The 19,567-nt window shown below is 66.5% G+C and carries 21 protein-coding genes and 1 tRNA gene; 15 read left to right on the top strand and 7 right to left on the bottom strand.

The window, feature by feature from the left end:
- The first annotated feature begins 43 nt into the window (after positions 1–43).
- Positions 44–682, top strand: a complete 639-nt coding sequence (locus BH683_RS19490; protein WP_084837919.1) for a vitamin K epoxide reductase family protein — start codon at positions 44–46, stop codon at positions 680–682.
- Positions 683–695: 13 nt separating this feature from the next.
- On the opposite strand, the gene BH683_RS19485 is transcribed toward BH683_RS19490, so the two are convergent.
- Both BH683_RS19485 and BH683_RS19480 read right to left on the bottom strand, forming a co-directional pair.
- Positions 696–1,400, bottom strand: coding sequence for a hypothetical protein (locus BH683_RS19485; protein ID WP_084837918.1), 705 nt, complete (start codon positions 1,398–1,400; stop codon positions 696–698).
- Between the two features lie 107 nt (positions 1,401–1,507).
- Positions 1,508–1,593 (bottom strand) — tRNA-Leu (locus BH683_RS19480).
- 314 nt (positions 1,594–1,907) lie between these two features.
- Here BH683_RS19480 and BH683_RS19475 point away from each other — a divergent pair.
- From BH683_RS19475 to pknB, 7 genes are all read left to right on the top strand, one after another.
- Entirely contained in the window at positions 1,908–3,287 is a 1,380-nt protein-coding gene (locus tag BH683_RS19475) for an FhaA domain-containing protein (protein ID WP_084837917.1), read from the top strand.
- Between the two features lie 112 nt (positions 3,288–3,399).
- Positions 3,400–3,864 (top strand): FHA domain-containing protein, encoded by a 465-nt coding sequence (locus BH683_RS19470; RefSeq protein WP_084837916.1) that lies wholly within the window; start codon positions 3,400–3,402, stop codon positions 3,862–3,864.
- Entirely contained in the window at positions 3,861–5,345 is a 1,485-nt protein-coding gene (locus BH683_RS19465; RefSeq protein WP_084837915.1) for a protein phosphatase 2C domain-containing protein, read from the top strand. The genes BH683_RS19470 and BH683_RS19465 overlap by 4 nt, the downstream gene beginning before the upstream one ends.
- Positions 5,345–6,778, top strand: a complete 1,434-nt coding sequence (locus BH683_RS19460; protein ID WP_084837914.1) for an FtsW/RodA/SpoVE family cell cycle protein — start codon at positions 5,345–5,347, stop codon at positions 6,776–6,778. Before BH683_RS19465 ends, BH683_RS19460 begins: the two co-directional genes overlap by 1 nt.
- On the top strand, positions 6,775–8,277 hold the full coding sequence (locus tag BH683_RS19455; protein ID WP_084837913.1) for a penicillin-binding protein 2: 1,503 nt from the start codon (positions 6,775–6,777) through the stop codon (positions 8,275–8,277). Before BH683_RS19460 ends, BH683_RS19455 begins: the two co-directional genes overlap by 4 nt.
- Positions 8,278–8,281: 4 nt before the next feature.
- A complete protein-coding gene (locus BH683_RS19450) occupies positions 8,282–9,649 on the top strand; it encodes a protein kinase (RefSeq protein ID WP_084837974.1) in 1,368 nt (455 codons plus the stop codon).
- Complete coding sequence (gene pknB / locus BH683_RS19445) at positions 9,649–11,556, top strand: Stk1 family PASTA domain-containing Ser/Thr kinase (protein ID WP_094647588.1); 1,908 nt, start codon at positions 9,649–9,651, stop codon at positions 11,554–11,556. The genes BH683_RS19450 and pknB overlap by 1 nt, the downstream gene beginning before the upstream one ends.
- A gap of 19 nt (positions 11,557–11,575) precedes the next feature.
- Here pknB and BH683_RS19440 read toward each other — a convergent pair whose 3' ends face one another.
- Both BH683_RS19440 and BH683_RS19435 read right to left on the bottom strand, forming a co-directional pair.
- Positions 11,576–12,223 carry a TetR/AcrR family transcriptional regulator gene (locus BH683_RS19440; protein ID WP_084837911.1) on the bottom strand — a complete coding sequence of 216 codons (648 nt, stop codon included), beginning with the start codon at positions 12,221–12,223 and terminating at the stop codon, positions 11,576–11,578.
- Between the two features lie 11 nt (positions 12,224–12,234).
- Complete coding sequence (locus BH683_RS19435; protein ID WP_246833475.1) at positions 12,235–12,915, bottom strand: aminodeoxychorismate/anthranilate synthase component II; 681 nt, start codon at positions 12,913–12,915, stop codon at positions 12,235–12,237.
- Between the two features lie 99 nt (positions 12,916–13,014).
- Here BH683_RS19435 and crgA point away from each other — a divergent pair, with 99 nt between their 5' ends.
- A complete protein-coding gene (crgA, locus tag BH683_RS19430; protein ID WP_084837910.1) occupies positions 13,015–13,305 on the top strand; it encodes a cell division protein CrgA in 291 nt (96 codons plus the stop codon).
- A 102-nt stretch (positions 13,306–13,407) separates the two neighbouring features.
- Complete coding sequence (locus BH683_RS19425; protein ID WP_084837909.1) at positions 13,408–13,872, top strand: PH domain-containing protein; 465 nt, start codon at positions 13,408–13,410, stop codon at positions 13,870–13,872.
- Between the two features lies 1 nt (position 13,873).
- On the opposite strand, the gene BH683_RS19420 is transcribed toward BH683_RS19425, so the two are convergent.
- Positions 13,874–14,752, bottom strand: coding sequence for a rhomboid family intramembrane serine protease (locus BH683_RS19420; RefSeq protein WP_246833474.1), 879 nt, complete (start codon positions 14,750–14,752; stop codon positions 13,874–13,876).
- A gap of 10 nt (positions 14,753–14,762) precedes the next feature.
- Positions 14,763–15,293 (bottom strand): peptidylprolyl isomerase, encoded by a 531-nt coding sequence (locus BH683_RS19415; RefSeq protein WP_084837972.1) that lies wholly within the window; start codon positions 15,291–15,293, stop codon positions 14,763–14,765.
- Positions 15,294–15,366: 73 nt separating this feature from the next.
- On the opposite strand from BH683_RS19415, the gene BH683_RS19410 reads away from it, so the two are divergent.
- The 5 genes from BH683_RS19410 to BH683_RS19390 all read left to right on the top strand — a co-directional run bounded on the left by BH683_RS19410 (position 15,367) and on the right by BH683_RS19390 (position 18,589).
- Positions 15,367–16,149, top strand: a complete 783-nt coding sequence (locus tag BH683_RS19410; protein ID WP_168187080.1) for a GAF and ANTAR domain-containing protein — start codon at positions 15,367–15,369, stop codon at positions 16,147–16,149.
- A 56-nt stretch (positions 16,150–16,205) separates the two neighbouring features.
- Positions 16,206–16,922, top strand: a complete 717-nt coding sequence (locus BH683_RS19405) for a GAF and ANTAR domain-containing protein (protein ID WP_084837906.1) — start codon at positions 16,206–16,208, stop codon at positions 16,920–16,922.
- A 67-nt stretch (positions 16,923–16,989) separates the two neighbouring features.
- On the top strand, positions 16,990–17,415 hold the full coding sequence (cwsA, locus tag BH683_RS19400; RefSeq protein ID WP_084837905.1) for a cell wall synthesis protein CwsA: 426 nt from the start codon (positions 16,990–16,992) through the stop codon (positions 17,413–17,415).
- 28 nt (positions 17,416–17,443) lie between these two features.
- Complete coding sequence (locus BH683_RS29040; RefSeq protein WP_246833473.1) at positions 17,444–18,067, top strand: DUF4190 domain-containing protein; 624 nt, start codon at positions 17,444–17,446, stop codon at positions 18,065–18,067.
- Positions 18,068–18,073: 6 nt separating this feature from the next.
- The gene (locus BH683_RS19390) at positions 18,074–18,589 is read left to right on the top strand and encodes a DUF1707 domain-containing protein (RefSeq protein WP_084837903.1); all 516 of its coding nucleotides are present in this window, start codon (positions 18,074–18,076) and stop codon (positions 18,587–18,589) included.
- A gap of 19 nt (positions 18,590–18,608) precedes the next feature.
- On the opposite strand, the gene BH683_RS19385 is transcribed toward BH683_RS19390, so the two are convergent.
- A complete protein-coding gene (locus tag BH683_RS19385) occupies positions 18,609–19,535 on the bottom strand; it encodes an LLM class F420-dependent oxidoreductase (RefSeq protein ID WP_084837971.1) in 927 nt (308 codons plus the stop codon).
- Positions 19,536–19,567: the final 32 nt, after the last annotated feature.

The following is a 19,567-nucleotide window of genomic DNA, read 5'->3' as shown; positions in this document are numbered from 1 at the left end:
GCGTAAACTACTGGGCGAAGTAGGGGCAGTTCAGGAGGAACAGATGGCGGCAGTGCTCGACTCGGAGACGCCCGATTCGGGGGCGGCGCCTGATCTCAACGACCCGGTCCTGTTCCCGAAACTGCTGCCCTGGTTGCTCGGGATCTGCGGAACGATCGGGTTGATCGCGTCCTTCACCCTGACGGTCGAGAAGTTCGAGCTGGCATCCGATCCCGGCTACGTGCCCTCGTGCAGCATCAACCCGGTCGTCAACTGCGGCTCGATCATGGACACCTCCCAGGCGGCGGTGTTCGGATTCCCGAACTCGCTGCTCGGGATCGCCGGTTTTGCCGCGCTGCTCGCCGTCGCGGTCATGATGGGCCGGACGCCGCAACGATTCGTGCTGATCGGCCTGCAGGTAGGCCTGACCGCCGCCCTCGTATTCGTCCACTGGCTCATCTTCCAGAGCTTCTACCGCATCGGTGCCCTGTGTCCGTATTGCATGGCGGTGTGGGTCGCCGTGGTGCTGGCCTTCTGGTACGTGAGTCTGCGCACCGCAGACGAGTTCGCCACCACGGCACGGTCGCGGCGAGTGGTCGACCGACTGGTCTCGATCCACTCCGTCGTCCCGGTGCTGTGGGTACTCGTCGTGATCGCCCTGATCACCGAGCGGTTCTGGTACTACTGGTCGACCCTGCTCTGACGCTTCGGCGCCGTCACCTCTCCAGCTGGCCGGCGACGCGCTGTTCCAGCTGCTCGGTGGTCGCCACCGGCAACACGATCAGGCCGTCGAGTTCCTTGCGCGCCTTGGCGTAGGCGCTGCGTCGCTCCTCCGGGCTGGCACCCGGATCCTGCGCGAGATTGAGCAGACGCTGGGCGCGCAACAGGCGTTCTTGCTCGTCGACGCTGAACCCGGATCTGCGGCGGCGCTTCGCCTCGGTCTCGGCGACGTCGAAGGCAGTGGCGTAGTCGTGCACCACGTCTCGATATTCACGTTGCCGTTCGTGGTCGTCCACGAGGTCTTCGACCTGCTCCGGCCGCAACAGATCGGCGCGGCGTTTGGCCCGGTGGAAATCGATGGTCAACGGGTCGCGCAGATCGATCATCATCGGATAGTCCAAGAGGGTCGCGGCATCGGTCTCGTAGGCGAACCAGCGCGCGTCGGTCTGATTGTGCTCGTCCATCGACTTGGCGATGTCCCGCTTCACCGCCGCGACATCGATTCGGCGCTTGCCCAAAGCCTCGGCTTCGGCAATCTTGGCCTGCTGTTTGAGCCGGTACCGCTCCTGCCGACGCTGTGCCCGGCGCTCGTTGGCAGCACCGACCGCCTTGAACGCACCGCCGACCGTGCCGCCGAAGACGAACACCAGCCACCAGTAGTTGCCGACGAAGTTCCAAAAGGCATCCACTCGCTCCAGCATGCCAGGGGTCTGAGCGCTGACATGCGCGCTTGGCTCCTACCCGCGCTCCGCGGAGCGCACTGAAAGCATCAAAAAAGGTCAGGCCGCATTTCTGCGACCTGACCTCGTGGTGGGCGAAGGGGGACTTGAACCCCCACGTCCCGAAGGACACTGGCACCTGAAGCCAGCGCGTCTGCCATTCCGCCACTCGCCCGTGGCTGCTCCGCGTCGAAGTGCTTCGAAACGGAACCGGAAAACGGTAACACGAGCACCCGTGGGTCCTGAAATCCGTATCCGGCCCCCACGTTCGAGCTGGTCGACTCCCGTGAAGTGGCACCGTCATTCTGAAATCGGGCGTCACTGGCCTACCGTTCAATCAGACGACTTCGGCTCACGTCACCTGGGACAACTGGGGCTGGCGTTGCAGATGTTCTCCCTGGAGTGCCATCGCAGGGCCGGAGTCGCTATCATCAAACAGCACGATTGGCACGCCGACACGCTGACAATCCGGAGGGAGGTCGTCTGGCCATGGGAATACTTCAGAGAATCGAGCGCAAACTCGAGGGCGCTGTGGACGACGGCTTCGCCCGGGTGTTCGGCGGCAAGGTGGCACCGCAAGAGGTCGAGAACGCTTTGCAACGCGAGGCCGAAGACAGCCTCGAGGACCTCGGAGACGGCGGAAAGCTGGCTCCCAACGCCTACACACTGGTCGTCAGCTCGACCGACCACCAGGAGATGGCGGCCGAGTACGAGTTGAATCGCAAGACGTTCTCGAGGCATCTCGAGAACTTCATCCGCGACAACGGCTGGCAAACATACGGTGACGTGGTCGTGGAGTTCGCGCACTCGCCGACCTTGCACACCGGACAGTTCCGGGCTCGCGGTTCGATCAACCCGGACGCGCGTCCGATGCCGGTTCCACCACCGCAGCCGCCCAACGTCCCGCCCCCCGCACCACCACGCAACCGAGAAGCAGGAGCCACCCCCATGACGCAGAACTCCGGATACGACCAGCGCGGAGGATACGACCAGGGCTCCTACCCGCCGGCGGCGGCATACAGCCAGCAGCCGTATGACGGTCAGGATCAGGCTCCGGTGGACGGCCCCCCTCAGGCGTACAGCCAGCAGGGCGGGCCCGATTACCAGCGTGGGTACGACCAGCAGGGTTATGACCAGCAGGGCTTCGACCAACAGGGCTACGACCAACAGGGCTACGACCAGCGCGGGTACGACCAGCAGGGCGCGTACGACCCGGCGGGTTACCAGGCCGGCGGCTACCAGCAACCCGGCTACGCACCGGATCAGCAGGGCTACGACCAGCGCGGATACGACCAGGGCTACCAACAGGCCGGCTACGAGAACCAGGGCGGCTACGCGCCCGAACAGCAGGGTGGCTACGACCGCGGGTACGACCAGCAGCCGGCGGCCTACAACCAGGGTGGCGCCTACGCCCCGGACCAGCAGCAACCCGGATACGCCCAGGGCTACCAGCAGGGTGGCGGATACGACCAGGGCGGCTACGCCGCGGACCAGCAAGGCGCCTACGCCGATCAGCCCGGCGGATACGACCAGGGCGGCTATGCAGCGGGCGGCGGCTACGCGGCGCCCGCCGGTTACGCACCGACGGCCATCACCCTCCTGCTCGAGGACGGCAGCAACCGCACGTTCCAGCTCCGCAACGGTTCGAACGTGATCGGCCGCGGCCAGGATGCGCAATTCCGGCTGCCGGACACCGGCGTCTCGCGTCGGCACGTGGAAATCCGGTGGGACGGCTCGAGCGCGCTGCTCAACGACCTCAACTCCACCAATGGCACGACGGTCAACGACGTCCAGGTCAGCAGCTGGGAACTCGCCGACGGCGACCGCATCCGCGTAGGACATTCCGACATCACCGTCCGGTTCCAGTGACGTCCGAAATTGGGTGTCCGATACACAAGTGACACATCCGAATACCAACCGGGCCGCCACTGGGCCATAAGATGCACAGGACGTTGTTGGCTGGCCCGGGAGGTGAAAATACGTGCAGGGCATAGTGCTGCAGCTGACGCGTGTCGGCTTCTTGCTGCTCTTGTGGCTGATGATCTGGGCCGTCCTGCGTGTGATCCGCAGCGATGTGTACGCCGCGACCGGCCAGCGGCCGCTCACGCGGTACGAACGCCGCAATCGAGGCGGGACCCCCGCGAGGGTCAAAGGCGGCCCCAGATATCTCATCGTCACGCATGGCGCGTTGGCGAACACCCGCATCACGCTCGGCACCCAGCCGGTCCTATTGGGCCGTGCCGACGACTCCACGCTGGTGCTGACCGACGAATACGCCTCTGAAAGACATGCTCGCCTGATCCGCCGCGGCGACGACTGGTACGTCGAAGACCTCGGCTCGACGAACGGCACCTACCTCGACCGCGCGAAGGTGACCACCGCCGTTCGCGTCCCGCTCGCAACTCCGGTACGCGTGGGCAAAACCGTGATTGAGTTGCGCCCGTGACCCTGGTGTTGCGCTATATCGCGCGTAGCGACCGCGGATTGGTCCGCGCGAACAACGAGGACTCCGTCTATGCCGGAGCCCGCCTGCTGGCACTGGCCGACGGCATGGGGGGTCACGCCGCGGGCGAGGTCGCCAGTCAGCTGGTGATCCAGGCGCTGCGTCCCCTCGACGACGACGAACCCGGCGGCGACCTGCTCGCCAAACTGGACGCCGCCACCAGGCACGGCAACGAGGCCATCGCCGATCAGGTCGCCGAAGCACCAGAACTGGACGGTATGGGCACCACCCTGACCGCCATCCTGTTCGCCGGCTCGCGTCTCGGTCTGTGCCACATCGGCGACTCCCGCGGCTACCTCCTCCGCGACGGACAGCTCACGCAGATCACCCGCGACGACACCTTCGTCCAGACCCTCGTCGAAGAGGGCCGGATCACCGCCGAAGAGGCGCACACCCATCCCCAGCGATCCCTGATCATGCGGGCGCTCACCGGGACCGAGGTCGAGCCGACCCTCACCGTCCGCGAGGCCAGGGCCGGCGACCGGTACCTGCTGTGCAGCGACGGGCTGTCGGACGTCGTCAGTGAAGAGACCATCTCCGACACCATGTCGTCGGTTGCCAACCACAAGGACTGCGCCGATCGACTGATCGAACTCGCGCTACGCGGCGGTGGGCCCGACAACGTCACCGTCGTCGTCGCCGACGTGGTGGATGTCGACTATGGAGACAGCAAGCCGATCCTGGGTGGGGCGGCCGGTGGCGACGACCAGGAGTACGTCCCGGACCCCCGCACCTCCGCCGGGCGGGCAGCGGCCCTGCGGCCTCCCGCGCAGTCTCCTCGCAGACCTACCATCAACACACCCGAACCCGAACCCCCGCAGGCGCATCCGCGGCGCAAGTGGATCATCGGCGGGGTCGCGCTCGCGATCATCGTGATCTTGGTGGCGGGCGTGTTCGTCGGTCGCGCGATCGTCCGCTCCAATTACTACGTCAGCAGCAGCAATGGCGAGGTGGTGCTCTACCGCGGTATGCAGGGCTCGTTCCTCGGACTCGACCTGCAAGAGCTGAGCAAGATCACCTGTACCCACGGGATGGACACCGATCAATCGACCGTCGACCTCGTCGACGTCGACAATCGGCCCGCCGACTGCGTTCCCCTCAAGGTGAGCGACCTGACCGGAACCGCTCCCGCCTCGCTCGAAGGGCGCGACCCGGTGCCGCTCGACGACGCCGAGGCCCAGGTCCGCACGCTCATGAACAACCTGCTGCCGTTGTGTCCGGAAGAGGATTCGGCGTCGGCGCAGGGCGTCACGCCCGCCCCGGCGAGCCCTGCCCCGGCGACACCGCCACCCGGATCCCCCGCGCCCCCGGCACCGTCGGGCCAACCGGCACCCCCGGAGTCCGGGACCGCGAGCACGCAGCCGCCGTTGACCAGCACCACCACCCCGCCGGTCACCCAGCCCGCCAACTGTCGGGGGCGCTGATGTCGCAGGCAGCCGTCACCCAAAAACCACCGGCCACCGGGCCGACGTCACGGAACTACACCGGCCGCAACTCCGAGCTGCTACTGCTCGGGTTGTCGACGGTGATCGTCGCGGTTGCCCTGATCCTGGTGCAGGTGGCTCAGTCGCAGAGTCTCACCTGGGATCTGGCGAAATACATCCTCGCCTACATGGCGCTCTTCGGGCTGGCGCACCTCGTGGTGCGACGGTTCGCCCCATACGCGGACCCGCTGATCCTTCCGTTGGTGGCCACCATCAACGGGCTGGGACTGGTGCTCATCCATCGCCTCGACCTCGGCACCGGCCAGAACGGCGAGACGGCGAACCCGATCGAACGTACCCACGACGCCGACCAGCAGGTCTTGTGGGCGGTGCTCGGCATCGTCGCGTTCTCGGCGGTCCTGATCCTGATCCGCGACCACCGCACGCTGTCGCGGTACAGCTACATCCTCGGACTCGGCGGTCTGATCTTCCTGGCGATCCCGGCGATCCTGCCTGCGTCGATGTCGGAGATCAACGGCTCGAAGATCTGGATCCGAACCCCGCTGTTCAACATCCAGCCCGGCGAGTTCTCGAAGATCCTGATCATCATCTTCACCGCATCGCTGCTGGTCTCCAAGCGCGATCTGTTCACCACCGCCGGCAAACACTTCCTCGGCATGGACCTGCCACGCGCCCGCGACCTCGGACCCCTGCTGGCCGCCTGGGTCATCTCGATCGGCGTGCTGGCGTTCGAGGCCGACCTCGGCACCTCGCTACTCATCTTCTCGACCATGCTGGTGATGCTCTACGTCGCGACCGAACGGGTCAGCTGGCTGATCATCGGGGTGAGTCTGTTCGCCCTCGGCGCCATCGTGGCCTACCAGCTGTTCTCGCATCTGCAAGTGCGCGTGAGCATCTGGCAGGATCCGTTCAACGACTTCTACGGCCAGGGCTATCAGGTGGGGCAAGGCCTCTTCGGGCTCGCCACCGGTGGCCTCTTCGGCACCGGACTGGGTTCGGGACGCCCGAACATCGTGCCGTTCGCCAACACAGACTTCATCATCGCGACGATCGGTGAAGAGCTCGGTCTGGTCGGCCTGGCCGCGATCCTGCTGCTGTACCTGATCCTCATCGTGCGGGGACTGCGGACCGGGATCATGGTGCGCGACAGCTTCGGCAAACTGCTCGCCACCGGGCTCTCGTTCACCATTGCGATGCAGATCTTCGTCGTCGTCGGGGGCGTAACCAAGCTGATCCCACTGACGGGTCTGACGACTCCGTTCATGTCCTACGGTGGTTCGTCGCTGCTCGCCAACTACATCTTGGTGGCGTTGCTCATCCGCGTCTCCAACGCTGCGCGCGAACCCGACCCCACAAAGAAGAAGCCGACGCCGATTGCGGACGCGCCCACCGAGATGGTCAAGCGCACATGAACATTCCGATCCGCCGTGTGGTCATCGCGGTGATGGTGATCATCCTTGCCCTGCTCCTGAACGCCACCTACGTCCAGGTGTTCAAGGCCGATGAGTTGCGCGCCGACCCACGCAACCAGCGGGTGCTGCTCGATGAGTACTCCCGTCAACGCGGGCAGATCACCGCCGGCCAAGAGGTGATCGCGCAATCGGTGCCCACCGACGACCGGCTGAAGTACCTGCGCACCTACCCCGGTCCGTGGGCCGACGCGTTCGCCCCGGTCACCGGTTTCTACTCGTTCCAGTACGCGAGTTCGGGACTGGAGCAGGCCGAGGACTCGATCCTCAACGGCAACGACGACCGCCTCTTCGGTCAGCGGTTCGCCGACATGTTCTCCGGACGCGATCCTCGTGGCGGCAACGTCATCACCACCATCAACCCGAAGCTGCAGAAGGTGGCGTTCGACGAGATGGGCAAGGGATGCAACGGTGGCTGCCGCGGCGCCGTCGTCGCCATCGCGCCCAGTACCGGCGCGATCCTCGCGATGGTCTCGACACCGAGCTACGACCCCAACCTGCTGGCCAATCACGACTCGACTGTCCGCGAAGACGCCTGGGCCCAGTGGAATCCCACCGAGACCTCGACCGGTTTCCAGCCGATGCTCAACCGCGCGCTCAACGAGACGTACCCTCCGGGTTCGACTTTCAAGGTCATCACCACCGCGGCGGCGCTCGAGCAGGGGGTCACCGAGGACGTCAGGCTGACCGCGGCCAGCAGCATCGACCTCCCGCAGACCACCACCGGACTCACCAACTACGGCGGCGAGACCTGCCCGGACTCGAGTGGCGGACAGGTGACGATGCACCAGGCGCTCGAGTACTCGTGCAACACCGCGTTCGTCCAGCTCGCCACCGAGAAGCTGCAGAACCCCATCGATTCGGTCAAGAACCAGGCGAACGCGTTCGGCGTCGACACCCAACTCCCGGACACCCCGCTGCCGGTGTCGGAGTCGACCATGGGCCCGGTTCCTGACCTCGCCGCCCTCGGCCAGAGCGCCATCGGCCAGCGCGACGTGCGGTTCACCCCGATCCAGAACGCGATGATCGCGGCGACCATCGCCAACGGCGGAGTTCGCATGCAGCCCTATCTCGTGGATAAACTGCAGGGTCCCGATCTCAAGACACTGAACACGACCCGCCCCGAGTCGTTGAACGAACCGATCTCTTCCCAGACTGCCGCGACGCTGACCGGAATGATGATCGATTCAGAACGCAACACTCGTGGCTCCGGCGGCCCGGTACCGATCGCATCGAAGACCGGCACCGCCGAACATTCCGATACCCAGGGCACCGACGAGACACCGTATGCGTGGTACATCGCGTTCGGTCCGTCGAGCAACGCCCAGGTGGCGGTCGCGGTGATCGTCGAGAACGGCGATGGGGGACTACAGGCAACGGGCGGCTCGTCAGCCGCTCCGATCGGGCGCGCAGTGATCAACGCGCTCGCAGGTGAGGAGTGACCGGGTGACTTTGCAGGGAGGCACGACCATCGCGGGCCGGTATCGGCTGATGCGACTGATCGCGACCGGCGGCATGGGCCAGGTGTGGGAAACCATGGACACCCGGCTCGATCGTCGCGTCGCCGTCAAAGCCCTCAAGGCCGAATTCTCCGATGACCCCGAGTTCCTCGAGCGGTTCCGTACCGAGGCCCGTACCACCGCCATGCTCAATCACCCCGGCATCGCGAACGTCTTCGACTACGGCGAGGCCCAGGATCCGGGCGCAGGCAATGTCGCCTACCTCGTCATGGAACTCGTCAACGGTGAGCCGCTCAACGCCGTACTCACCCGGGTCGGCAGACTCTCTCTGAACAACGCCCTCGACATGCTCGAGCAGACCGGTCGAGCTCTCAAGGCGGCCCACGACGCCGGTCTGGTGCACCGCGACGTGAAACCGGGCAACATCCTCATCACGCCGACCGGCCAGGTGAAGATCACCGACTTCGGTATCGCCAAGGCAGTGGACGCCGCGCCGGTCACGCAGACCGGCATGGTCATGGGTACCGCGCAATACATCTCCCCGGAGCAGGCCCTCGGTGAGGACGCCACTGCGGCGTCGGATGTGTATTCGCTCGGGGTCGTCGGCTATGAGGCCATCGCGGGCCGCAGACCGTTCCTGGGCGATGGCGCGATCACCGTGGCGATGAAGCACATCCGCGAAGAGGCGCCGCCGCTACCGACCGACTTGCCGGTAAATGTGCGCGAGCTCATCGAGATCACCATGGCCAAAGATCCCACTCAGCGCTATTCCGACGGTGGCGAGTTCGCCAACGCGGTGGCCGCGGTCCGCGCCGGACGGCGCCCCCCACAGCCCGGCGCAGCGACCGGTCCGCGCCCGGCAACCGCCATGATGGCGCCTGTCGTCGCACCCCGGCCGGCTCCGGCACCGCAACCTCGACCACAGCCGCCGGCGCGCAACGACGAGCAGGGCTGGTCGAACGGGCAGAAGGCGCTCGCCGCCGCCGCGGTGATCCTGCTGATCGGCGCGCTGGTCCTCGTCGGCTTCCTCCTGATGCGCTCGACCGGCGACTCCGATACGCCGGCGCCGAGGTCGTCGACCACGCGGAGTACCACCACGACCACCACGCCGCCACCGACGACCACCGAAGAAACGACCACGACCACCACTCGGACGACCACCACGACGACCGAGGAAACGACCACGACCACCACCCCGGAGACCACGACGACCACCACGAACGATGGTCCGACGTTCCCGACGCTGCCGAGCATCCAGATTCCGGGCCTACCGGCGCGCGAGAGCGACAATGATCAGGGCAACGACAACGAGCTGAGCGAAAGCGAACAGCCCGGACCCCAGGACGGTGGTTGATGGCTGACCCCCGACAGGTCTCGGACCGCTACGAACTGGGCGAGACGCTCGGTTTCGGTGGCATGTCAGAGGTCCACCTCGCGCGGGATCTCCTCCTGCACCGCGACGTCGCGATCAAGGTGTTGCGTGCCGACCTCGCCCGTGACCCGACGTTCTACCTCCGCTTCCGGCGTGAGGCACAGAACGCCGCGGCGCTGAATCACCCGACCATCGTCCAGGTCTTCGACACCGGCGAGGCGACCACTCCCGAGGGCCCGCTGCCGTACATCGTGATGGAGTTCGTCGACGGCGAGACGCTGCGCGACGTGCTGCGCGCGGAAGGTCATGTCAAGCCGCGTCAGGCAATGACGTGGATCGCCGATGTGGCTGCGGCTCTGCACTTCTCCCATCAAAACGGCATCGTTCACCGAGACGTCAAACCGGCGAACGTGATGATCGACAAGTCCGGTGCCGTCAAGGTGATGGACTTCGGTATCGCCCGGGTGCTCGCCGACACCGGCAACTCCGTGACCCAGACCGCGGCCGTCATCGGAACCGCGCAGTACCTCTCGCCGGAGCAGGCCCGCGGCGAGAGCGTCGATGCCCGCAGCGACGTCTACTCATTGGGTTGCGTGCTGTTCGAACTACTCACCGGCGAACCGCCTTTCACCGGCGATTCACCGGTGGCAGTGGCCTATCAACACGTCCGGGAAGATCCGCCGACCCCGTCGTCGGTGCTCGCAGGGGTACCTGCCGAACTCGATTCCGTTGTCCTCAAGGCCATGAGCAAGAACCCCGCCAACCGGTATCAGTCCGCGGCGGAGATGCGTTCGGATCTGATGAAGGTCCTCGCCGGCGGCAAGCCGAGCGCGCCGATGGTGATGAGCGACGAAGACCGCACGGCACTCATCGACACCGGGCCCCGCGCCCGGGTCGCTCGCGTGGGCCCGTCGGGATCGCATCGGCGCGACGAGAACGACGACGATCCACCGCGCACGAACCGCACCGCCCTGAAGATCGCGGGATTCGGAGCTTTGGCCCTGTTGCTGATCGTCGGCGTGACCCTGCTGCTCGTACGTCCCTGGGCGTCCGAGGCCACCCCGCAGGTGTCGATACCCCAGGTCACCGAGATGTCGACGGAACAGGCCCGCGCCGAGCTGGAGAAGATGGGCTTTCGCGTCAACCAGCTCGACGAACCCAGTCCGACCGTAGCCGCCGGTGCACCGACCAGGACCACCCCGGGCGAAGGCGTCAAGGTGGACAAGGGATCCCGGGTGACCCTGTACGTCTCCGCCGGACCGCAACGACAGCAGGTACCGGACCTGAGGAACAAATCCCCAGAGGATGCGACCACGGAGCTGAGCAATCTGGGCTTCGGGAACGTACGCCCCGTGGATGTCCCGTCGACGACCGCGCTCAAGGGCAAAGTCGTCGGCACCACTCCGGCTGCGGGCAGCACCCAACCGGTGACGGCACTGATCACCATTCAGGTCGGTACCGGCCCTCGCCGGGTCTCCGTCCCCGACCTCACCGGGCAGCGGGAGTCCCAGGCGCGTACCAACCTCGATCAGCTCGAACTCAACCCAGCGGTGGTCGCGGCGGATTCCGAACTACCCGAGGGCACCGTCATCAGCAGTTCGCCCGAGGCGGGCGTCGAGGTCGACGAGGGCAGCATCGTCCAGATCACCGTCAGCCGCGGCAACATGTTCACGATGCCCGATCTGCGGGGACAGACAGCCGCGCAGGCGCAGGCCGCGCTGGTCGCCGCCGGGTGGGAGAGATCAACGCTGACCACGGTGCCCCGCAACGTTCCACTGGGCAGTCCGGACGACGAGAAGATCCTCGACCAGACACCCGCAGCGGGCGGTCTCGTCCGCAAGGACGGTTCGGTCTCCATCACCGTGGGACGCGCGAGTCTGCTGCCCTAGGCTCGGGCGGATCGCAGGTTCAGCGGGTCACGGGCGCGGTCCAGATGCCGACGATCGCGTCGATCAGGTCGGTGCCGAAGTCGTGCCAACCGATGGTCTCGGGGCCGCCCTCGCCGGCGAGCCGCAACTCTCGTTCGGCACACATGTGGACCATCAGCGACCGGCCCATGTCGGCCCGGGCGCGGCGGATGTCCTCGGGTATGTCGTCGACGGTGCTCCCGAGCCCGGACAGCAACCTCGCCAGACTCGGTGAGGCCCCGGACGCCTCGGTGTAGACGAGGACGCGCAGGGTCGGATCGGTGAGCACCTGAGCGTTGAAGCGGGCATACCAGGATGGAGTGCCCAGCGCGGCGAGATGCTCGGTCGACGGACGTACCAGGCAGGTGACCCAGTCCCGGACATCGGTCGAACCTTCGATCTCGCGCAGCGCTGCAGCGCGCAGTTCCTCGATCTGTCCCGCGTGCTTCGTCACGATCGCCCGCACCAGGTCGGTCTTGGTCCCGAAGTGGTAGCCGACAGCGGCGTTGTTGCCTTGTCCGGCCGCCTCGCTCACCTGGCGATTCGACACCGCGAACAGCCCGTGTTCGGCGAACAGTCGCTCTGCCGCGACCAGGATCCGGTCGCGGGTCGCGGCCGATCGGGTGGATCGCTCGGTGTCGGAGACCATCACGTGTCCCGTCAGCCGAGTGCCGCGGCGACCTGCTCTTCCAGGACACGTACCTGACCATCGGGAACGATCATCCCGCACACCGTCAGCCAGTTCGCCAGCATCCGGTGCCCGCCCTGGGTCAGCACACTCTCGGGGTGGAACTGGACGCCGTGGATCGGCAATTCGCGGTGGCGCATGGCCATCACGATGCCGGTGCCGGTCGTCGCGGTGACCACCAACTCGGTCGGGATCGTCTCCGGGAGAACGGTCAGCGAGTGATACCTGGTGGCGGTGAACGGATTGGGCAGACCGGCCAAGACACCGTCGTCGTCGTGTGAGACCAGCGAGGTCTTGCCGTGCAGCAGCTCCGGGGCGCGGTCGACCGTGGCACCGAATGCCGCGCCGATTGCCTGATGCCCGAGACAGACCCCGAGCAAGGGAGTCTCGCTCGTGGCGGCCGCTGCGACCAAGGGCATGGTGGCACCGGCCCGTTGCGGCGTCCCCGGTCCCGGCGAGAGCAGTACCCCGTCGAACTCGGCGATCGCGGTGGCCGGGTCGGCGAGCCTGGCGTCGTCGTTACGCCACACCTCGGCGTGCACCCCCAGCTGTCCGAGGTACTGGACGAGGTTGTAGACGAAGCTGTCGTAGTTGTCGACGACGAGGATGCGGGCGGGGGCCTGCTGGGGCCCGGTATGGATCGGGTCGGTCACAACGATCAGGCTACCTGGGACGACGCTGCGGCTTCACATCTCTATTGCCTGGTGAGCTAGGTTGTAGTGACACGTTTTGCCCGCGAACCGAGGAATTCTATGCCCAAGTCAAAGGTCCGCAAGAAGACCGATTACACGATCAACCCGGCGAGCCGCACTCCGGTCAAGGTGAAAACCGGACCGTCGAGCACGGTCTACGTTTCGACGATGCTCGGCCTGATGCTGCTCGGCCTGCTGTGGCTGATCGTCTTCTATCTGGTCGCCACCCCCGAATCACTCGGCGCCGAGGGCAAGATCCTGAACTGGATGTACGAGCTCGGCCCGTGGAACTTTCTCATCGGCTTCGGCTTCATGGTGGCCGGACTGCTGATGACCATGAAGTGGCGCTGACCTCGACGTCGATGCCTGTGAGCACCCGAACTACATGTGTGTAATTCATCCACAGCTGTGGAACAACATGTGTGTAACTAGTCCCCATTGTGGATAAGGCCTGTGGATAACTCTGCTTCGTCGACCCTGTCGTGGTCGACACCTCCCGCGATGGCGGGCGTCATGGTGGCCGGCGGAGTCCTGCTGGGTGTCGCCGCGCTGGTCGCAGGTCCCGATCCCGCGGGTGTCCTGTTGATGGTCATCGCTGCGGTGCTGCTGCTCGTACTCGGGGCGATCGGATTACGCGTCCGCCCGCGACTGGCGGTGGTCGACACCCACACGCTCGCGATCAGGACGCTCACCGGTGGCGTCCGGCGCTATGCGTTCGACGAGGTCCGCCGGGCCCAGGTGATCAGCTACCCGCGACTGGGAAGGCGGGTGCCGCATCTGGAGTTCGACATCGACGACGCGACCGCCCATGACGGCGAACGTTTGGTGATCTTCGGTCGCTGGGACCTGGGCGCGAACCCACTCGACGTCGCCGATGCACTCCGCGAGGCCGGACTGGCGATTCAAGAACGCAAGTAGCTCACAGGGTCTGGGCGCGGGCGGCACTGAGCACGAGCGCGAGCACGATGAGGCCACCCATCACGATCCACCCGATCGCTGCGGCGTTGCGGGAGGTCTTCTTGCCGGCGGGCAGCAGTTCGGGGCCGTAGAGGATCCCCGCGGCGGCCGCGGCCCCGAAAAACAGGCCGCCCATGTGGGCCCACAAAGAGATGTTCGGGATGGTCAGCGACAGCACCACGTTGATGCCGATGACTCCGAGGACCATGCCGGCCGGGATCTTGGCCTTGAGGACCACCACGAGGGTCGCACCCATCAGACCGAAAATCGCACCCGAGGCTCCGGCGTTGATCGCCAGCGGGTTCTCGAAGAGCATCACCAGCGCGCTGCCACCGAGCAGCGAGGTGAGGTAGATCCCGACGAATCGTGCTGTGCCGAGCGTGATCTCGACATCACGGCCGAGAATGTAGAGGGAGAACATGTTGACCGCGACATGGATCAACGAGAAGTGCAGGAAACCGGCGGTGAGCACCCGCCAGTACTCGCCCGAGGCCATGAACGGTCCCCAGAGGGCGCCTTCGGTGAACACCTCCGAGGAACGCAGTTCCGTGACGCTGCCGGCCTGCAGGGCGGTGATCGCGAAGATGACGAGATTCACCGCGAGCAGGGTGTAGGTGGCGTACGGCCTGCTCGCGCCGATCGTCCTGGCGCGCGGGACCCGGTTGCCCGCTGCCCGGACGCAGTCGACGCAATGCTGGCCGACTGCGGCCGGGTGCAGACATTCGGGGCAGGCCGGACGGCCGCACCGACTGCACGACAGTCCAGTCGGGCGATCGGGGTGCCGGACGCACACCTGGGCCGGAGGCGATGGACGCCCGGGCGCCGGGGGCTGGAATGTCACATAGAACCGATCAGGACTCGATGGTGATCTTCTGGATGATCACGTCTTCGAGCGGACGGTCACGACGGTCGGTCGAGACCGCCTCGATCTTGTCGACGACCTTCTTGGACTCCTCGTCCTCGACCACACCGAAGATGGTGTGCTTGCGGTTGAGGTGGGGGGTCGGGCCGACGGTGATGAAGAACTGCGAGCCGTTGGTCCCGGGGCCGGCGTTCGCCATGGCCAGCAGATAGGGCTGACTGAAGGTCAGCTCGGGGTGGAACTCGTCCTCGAACTCGTATCCCGGGCCGCCCATGCCGGTGCCGGTGGGGTCGCCGCCCTGGAGCATGAAGCCCGAGATGATGCGGTGGAAGATCGCGCCATCGTAGAAGGGCCCCGCGTCGCCGCCGGAGGCGTTCGGCTTGGAGTAGTCCTTGCTGCCATCGGCCAGGCCGGTGAAGTTGGCAACCGTCTTGGGTGCGTGGTTTCCGAACAGGGCGATCCTGATGTCACCGTTGTTGGTGTGCAGGATCGCGGTTGCGGTTTTCAATGCTGTGGTCACGACCTCCATGGTGCCATCTGGCCGCCACCGGGCCTGAGCTGGAGTACGTTTACCAGTAGCGATGGGAGCTGACATGAGCGGTACCTCGGACCGCGACGCACATCCCCCGGGCGGCGGTGGCGACCCGCACGACATGCCGGATCGCACTTCTTCGGCAACGGACTCGGCACGCAACCCGGGCTTCCTCGGTGTCGGACGGCTCTGCGAAACGGCGGTCCGTCTCTCCGGCGTCGACGGGGCGGCAGTGGCCCTGATGACCCGGACGAGCCGGGTCCGCGACCTGGTGTTCGCCACCGACGCCATCTCCCAGCAGATCGACGAGCTGCAGTTCACCCTCGGTGAGGGACCCTGCCTCGACGCTTTTCACGACAGAACGCCGCATCTGGTGCCCGACCTACGCGATCGGTCGGCGCTGGAGCGCTGGCCGGTGTTCAGCGGTGAGGCAATTGCCGTCGGCGCCCGCGCCGTGTTCGCGTTCCCGATTGTGGAAAGCGATCATCCCCTCGGCGTCCTCGAGCTGTACCGGGGCACAGAGGGCGGGCTCGAGGTGGCCGCGCAGACCGCAGCCGTCACCATCGCCACCTCCGCCGGCCGCACCGTCCGCCGGAACTGGGACGACTACCTGACTGCCGTCGACGACGCCGACCCTGACGTCGCGGCCGATGAGTTCTCCCGCTCGCAGGTCTACCTCGCCTCGGGCATGGTCGCGGTGCAGCTCGCCATTGCGGCGGACGAGGCCCTCGACATCCTGCGCGCATACTCCTATCAACACGGGCGGTCGATCAAAGACGTCGCCGACGACATCGTCGCCCGCCGCCTCACCCTGCGTGACACCGACGAGGTGGAAGGCCGATGAATCCTCTCCGACCCGGGCCACCACGACACATCGACACCTGAAACGGATGGACTGTGATGCAGACCGAACGCGACAACGATCTGGGTGCAGTGACGGCCGATCTGGCCGCACACATCCGCACGCGACTGCCGCAAAGTATCGCCTCCGTGCTCGAGGGCATCATGTCGAGCGCCGTCGACACCGTCCCCGGTGCGGAATGCGGAGGGATCACGATCATCTCGAAGGGCCACGATGTCAGCTCGACAGCCGCCACGCACCCGACCGCGGCACTGGTCGACTCGCTGCAGAGTCAGTTCGGACAGGGCCCCTGTGTGGACGCCGCCCTGCAGTCGGACACCGTTCGAGCCGATGACCTCTCCTCCGACAGCCGTTGGCCCGCTTTCACCGCAGCGGTGTTGGCGCAGAGCCCGGTCCGCGCGAGTCTGTCGTTCCGGCTGTACACCGACCGGGAGGCGGCGGGTGCACTGAATCTCTATTCGGAGACACCGGGTGCGTTCGGGGCCGGTGCCGAGGAGATCGGCCTGATCCACGCCACGCACGCGGCGGTGACTCTCTATGCGGCGCGGCGCAACAGTGAGTTCGACAGCGCGCTGGCTTCCCGAGATGTCATCGGACAGGCCAAGGGCATGATCATGGAACGTTACGACCTCGACGCGGTACAGGCGTTCGATCTGCTCAAGCGTCTTTCTCAGGACGCCAATACGCGGCTCGCGGACGTCGCCCGGAAGCTGGTGCTCCGTGAGCATCCTCCGGCGGGGTCCCCGAAACATTAGGGTGGAGTGATCTGAGCCGAGACCACCCGGGCGCGAGCGAGTCGGCGCGGGGCCAAAGGAGTCATATATGAGCAAGCTCGAATCCGAACTGAAGGCAGTACGCGATCAAGCCGTCGCCACGACGCAGAGCGCGGCGGCGGCGCTGTGGTCCGGCGGCAAGAAGCTCACCGCCCAGGCCTCGGACGTGTTCCCGGTGCACATCACCAGCCCGACGGTCGTGTCCGGACTCGAGCGCGCCGGCCTCGCCGACGCCTTGCCCGAGCAATTGGCCACGACACGGCCTAGATCACGGCGCCGCCTCAAGATCGCGTTGGTCTCGGTTGCCGTCCTCGTCGCGGGGGCCGCAGCCTTCTCGATCACCCGGCGCACCCGGCCTCAACCACCGAGCGTCGCCGCAGCCCCGCCGCGCCTGGCAGACGTGCCCGTGGCCGGCGAGGAAGCCAAGACGCTGGATCCGGCCTCCCCTTCGGCCAACGGGCAGTCGGGCAGCTGACCTGCCTGCGGCAGGTACCGTGTGACTCGTGAGTTATGACAGTGGTGAGGGCCGACGGCGACGAGATGTCGAACCGATTCCGGCCTGGGAGCAGCGCGGTGGGTCCTCCGGGCCTGCTCCCGCGTACCGGCCGGCCCAACCAGGTCCGGCAGGCCCCCCACCCCAGGGCCCGGGCGGTCAGCCGCCCTTCCGCGGCCGCGGAGGTCCGGGGGCTCCCCCGGTGCGCAGGCCGCCACCGCCCTACTCCCCCTCACCACTGAGCGGGCCCGCTGCCGGAATCGGAGCGAGCCCGGCCCCCAACACCAACTCGAATGCCTACTCCCAGACCGCGGACCCCGCCGACACCCGCAATGACGAGCCGCAGCACACGTACGGCCACGAAGAGGAGTCCGGAGCGCAGATGAGTCCCGCACCGGCCCGCCGGACGAACAAGACCAACGTCACCGCGATCGTCGCACTGATCCTCTCCGTGATCGGACTGACCTTTCTGATCGGCATAGTGTGCGGACATGTCGCCCGCGCGCAGATACGCCGTACCGGCGAACAGGGTGCATCATTCGCGGTTGCTGCGCTCTGGGTCGGCTACCTCTATCTGGCCGCGGGGGTCCTCGTCCTCGGCGGATACCTCTACATCGTCGGCAAGGGCAGCTGAACACCCATGGATTCAGAGAAGCCCCGCGAGATCCGGATAGGCAACGCCGAGCGCACCACCGCACTCGAGGCTCTGGGTGAGCACTACACCAGCGGACGACTCGACAACGCCGAGTACTCCGAGCGCGTCGATGCGGTCACCACGGCACACACCCGGTCAGAGTTGTCGGAGTTGTTCATGGACCTGCCGGAGCCGACCCCGTTCGGACCCGGTGACGGCAGCTCTCAGCTGACCCCAGCGGCCCGGGCCGCGGCGGCACCGGTTCCCCGTACCGGACGCAGGGACAAGGTCATCCGGACACTGAATCTGTTCGCCGGCGGCGGCACCGTCCTGGTGTTCTTTCTGCTCCTGGCACTCGGGGTGCCGATGGCCTGGCTCGTGTTCATCCTGCTCCCCCTGTCGTTCGGCGCGATTCGGATCTGGGCGGGCCCCGACAACACCGATGCACCCGGGCTCGACGCCGACGAGCAGCAGCGGCGACGTGACATCGAGTCACGCCGCCGAGGCGAACTAGGCTACTGAGAGTTCCCCGGCCGCCCGGTCAGAGCTGTGGTATCACCGTGTCGGCGATGAACTCGAGGTGCTCGAGGTCGGACATGTCGAGCACCTGCAGGTAGATCCTCGACGCCCCGATCTCGCGGTAACTGCCGATCTTGTCCACGATCTCGGCCGGCGACCCCGCCAAGCCGTCCTTGCGCAGCTCCGCCAGATCGCGCCCGATGTTCGTGGCGCGGCGAGTGACCTCCGCGTCGTCGGCGCCGGCGCACACCGTCAGCGCGGCCGAGTAGGTCATGTCGTCTGCGGCGCGCCCACGGGCCTCACATGCCGTCCGCACGCGCTCGAAAGCCTGCGCGGCGTCTCCCGCCGAGATGAACGGGACGTTGAACTCGTCGGCATACTGCGCGGCCAATGCCGGGGTCCGCTTCTTGCCCTGCCCGCCCAGCACGATGGGCGGCGTCGGCGTCTGGATCGGCTTCGGCAACGCCGGCGAGTCCTTCACGGTGTAATGCTCGCCTGAGTATGAGAACTTTTCTCCGACTGGGGTTTTCCAGAGTCCGGTGATGACTGCGAGTGATTCCTCTAGTTTGTCGAAGCGCTCCCCCAGCGAAGGGAACGGGATCGCGTAGGCCTCGTGCTCCGCGCTGAACCAACCTGCGCCGTATCCGAACTCCACCCGGCCGCCGGACATCTCGTCCACCTGGGCGACCGCGATCGCCAACGGTCCCGGATACCGGAACGTCGCCGACGTGACGAGTGTGCCCAGTCGGATCGTGGTGGTTTCGCGGGCCAGACCTGCGAGCGTGGTCCAGGTATCAGTCGGTCCCGGGTTTCCCTCGACGTTCATGGCGAGGTAGTGGTCTGATCGGAAGAAGGCCCCGAATCCAGCGGCCTCGGCCGTGCGGGCGACCGCGAGCTGATCCGAGTAAGTGGCACCCTGCTGCGGTTCGACGAAAATGCGAAGTTCCATGATCCCACTCTGGCGCGCGATGGCTGCCCGTG

The sequence above is a fragment of the Williamsia sp. 1138 genome (assembly GCF_002095435.2).
Taxonomy (GTDB): domain Bacteria; phylum Actinomycetota; class Actinomycetes; order Mycobacteriales; family Mycobacteriaceae; genus Williamsia.
This window is presented reverse-complemented; position numbering and strand designations above follow the sequence as displayed.

Excerpts from the sequence above, each read along its gene's own strand:
- cwsA (WP_084837905.1), top strand. The coding sequence starts at position 16,990 with ATGAGCAAGCTCGAATCCGAACTGAAGGCAGTACGCGATCAAGCCGTC.
- crgA (WP_084837910.1), top strand. The coding sequence starts at position 13,015 with ATGCCCAAGTCAAAGGTCCGCAAGAAGACCGATTACACGATCAACCCG.
- BH683_RS19475 (WP_084837917.1), top strand. The coding sequence starts at position 1,908 with ATGGGAATACTTCAGAGAATCGAGCGCAAACTCGAGGGCGCTGTGGAC.
- BH683_RS19485 (WP_084837918.1), bottom strand. The coding sequence starts at position 1,400 with ATGCTGGAGCGAGTGGATGCCTTTTGGAACTTCGTCGGCAACTACTGG.
- BH683_RS19385 (WP_084837971.1), bottom strand. The coding sequence starts at position 19,535 with ATGGAACTTCGCATTTTCGTCGAACCGCAGCAGGGTGCCACTTACTCG.
- BH683_RS19460 (WP_084837914.1), top strand. The coding sequence starts at position 5,345 with ATGTCGCAGGCAGCCGTCACCCAAAAACCACCGGCCACCGGGCCGACG.
- BH683_RS19405 (WP_084837906.1), top strand. The coding sequence starts at position 16,206 with ATGCAGACCGAACGCGACAACGATCTGGGTGCAGTGACGGCCGATCTG.
- pknB (WP_094647588.1), top strand. The coding sequence starts at position 9,649 with ATGGCTGACCCCCGACAGGTCTCGGACCGCTACGAACTGGGCGAGACG.
- BH683_RS19490 (WP_084837919.1), top strand. The coding sequence starts at position 44 with ATGGCGGCAGTGCTCGACTCGGAGACGCCCGATTCGGGGGCGGCGCCT.
- BH683_RS19455 (WP_084837913.1), top strand. The coding sequence starts at position 6,775 with ATGAACATTCCGATCCGCCGTGTGGTCATCGCGGTGATGGTGATCATC.
- BH683_RS19390 (WP_084837903.1), top strand. The coding sequence starts at position 18,074 with ATGGATTCAGAGAAGCCCCGCGAGATCCGGATAGGCAACGCCGAGCGC.
- BH683_RS19410 (WP_168187080.1), top strand. The coding sequence starts at position 15,367 with ATGAGCGGTACCTCGGACCGCGACGCACATCCCCCGGGCGGCGGTGGC.
- BH683_RS19440 (WP_084837911.1), bottom strand. The coding sequence starts at position 12,223 with ATGGTCTCCGACACCGAGCGATCCACCCGATCGGCCGCGACCCGCGAC.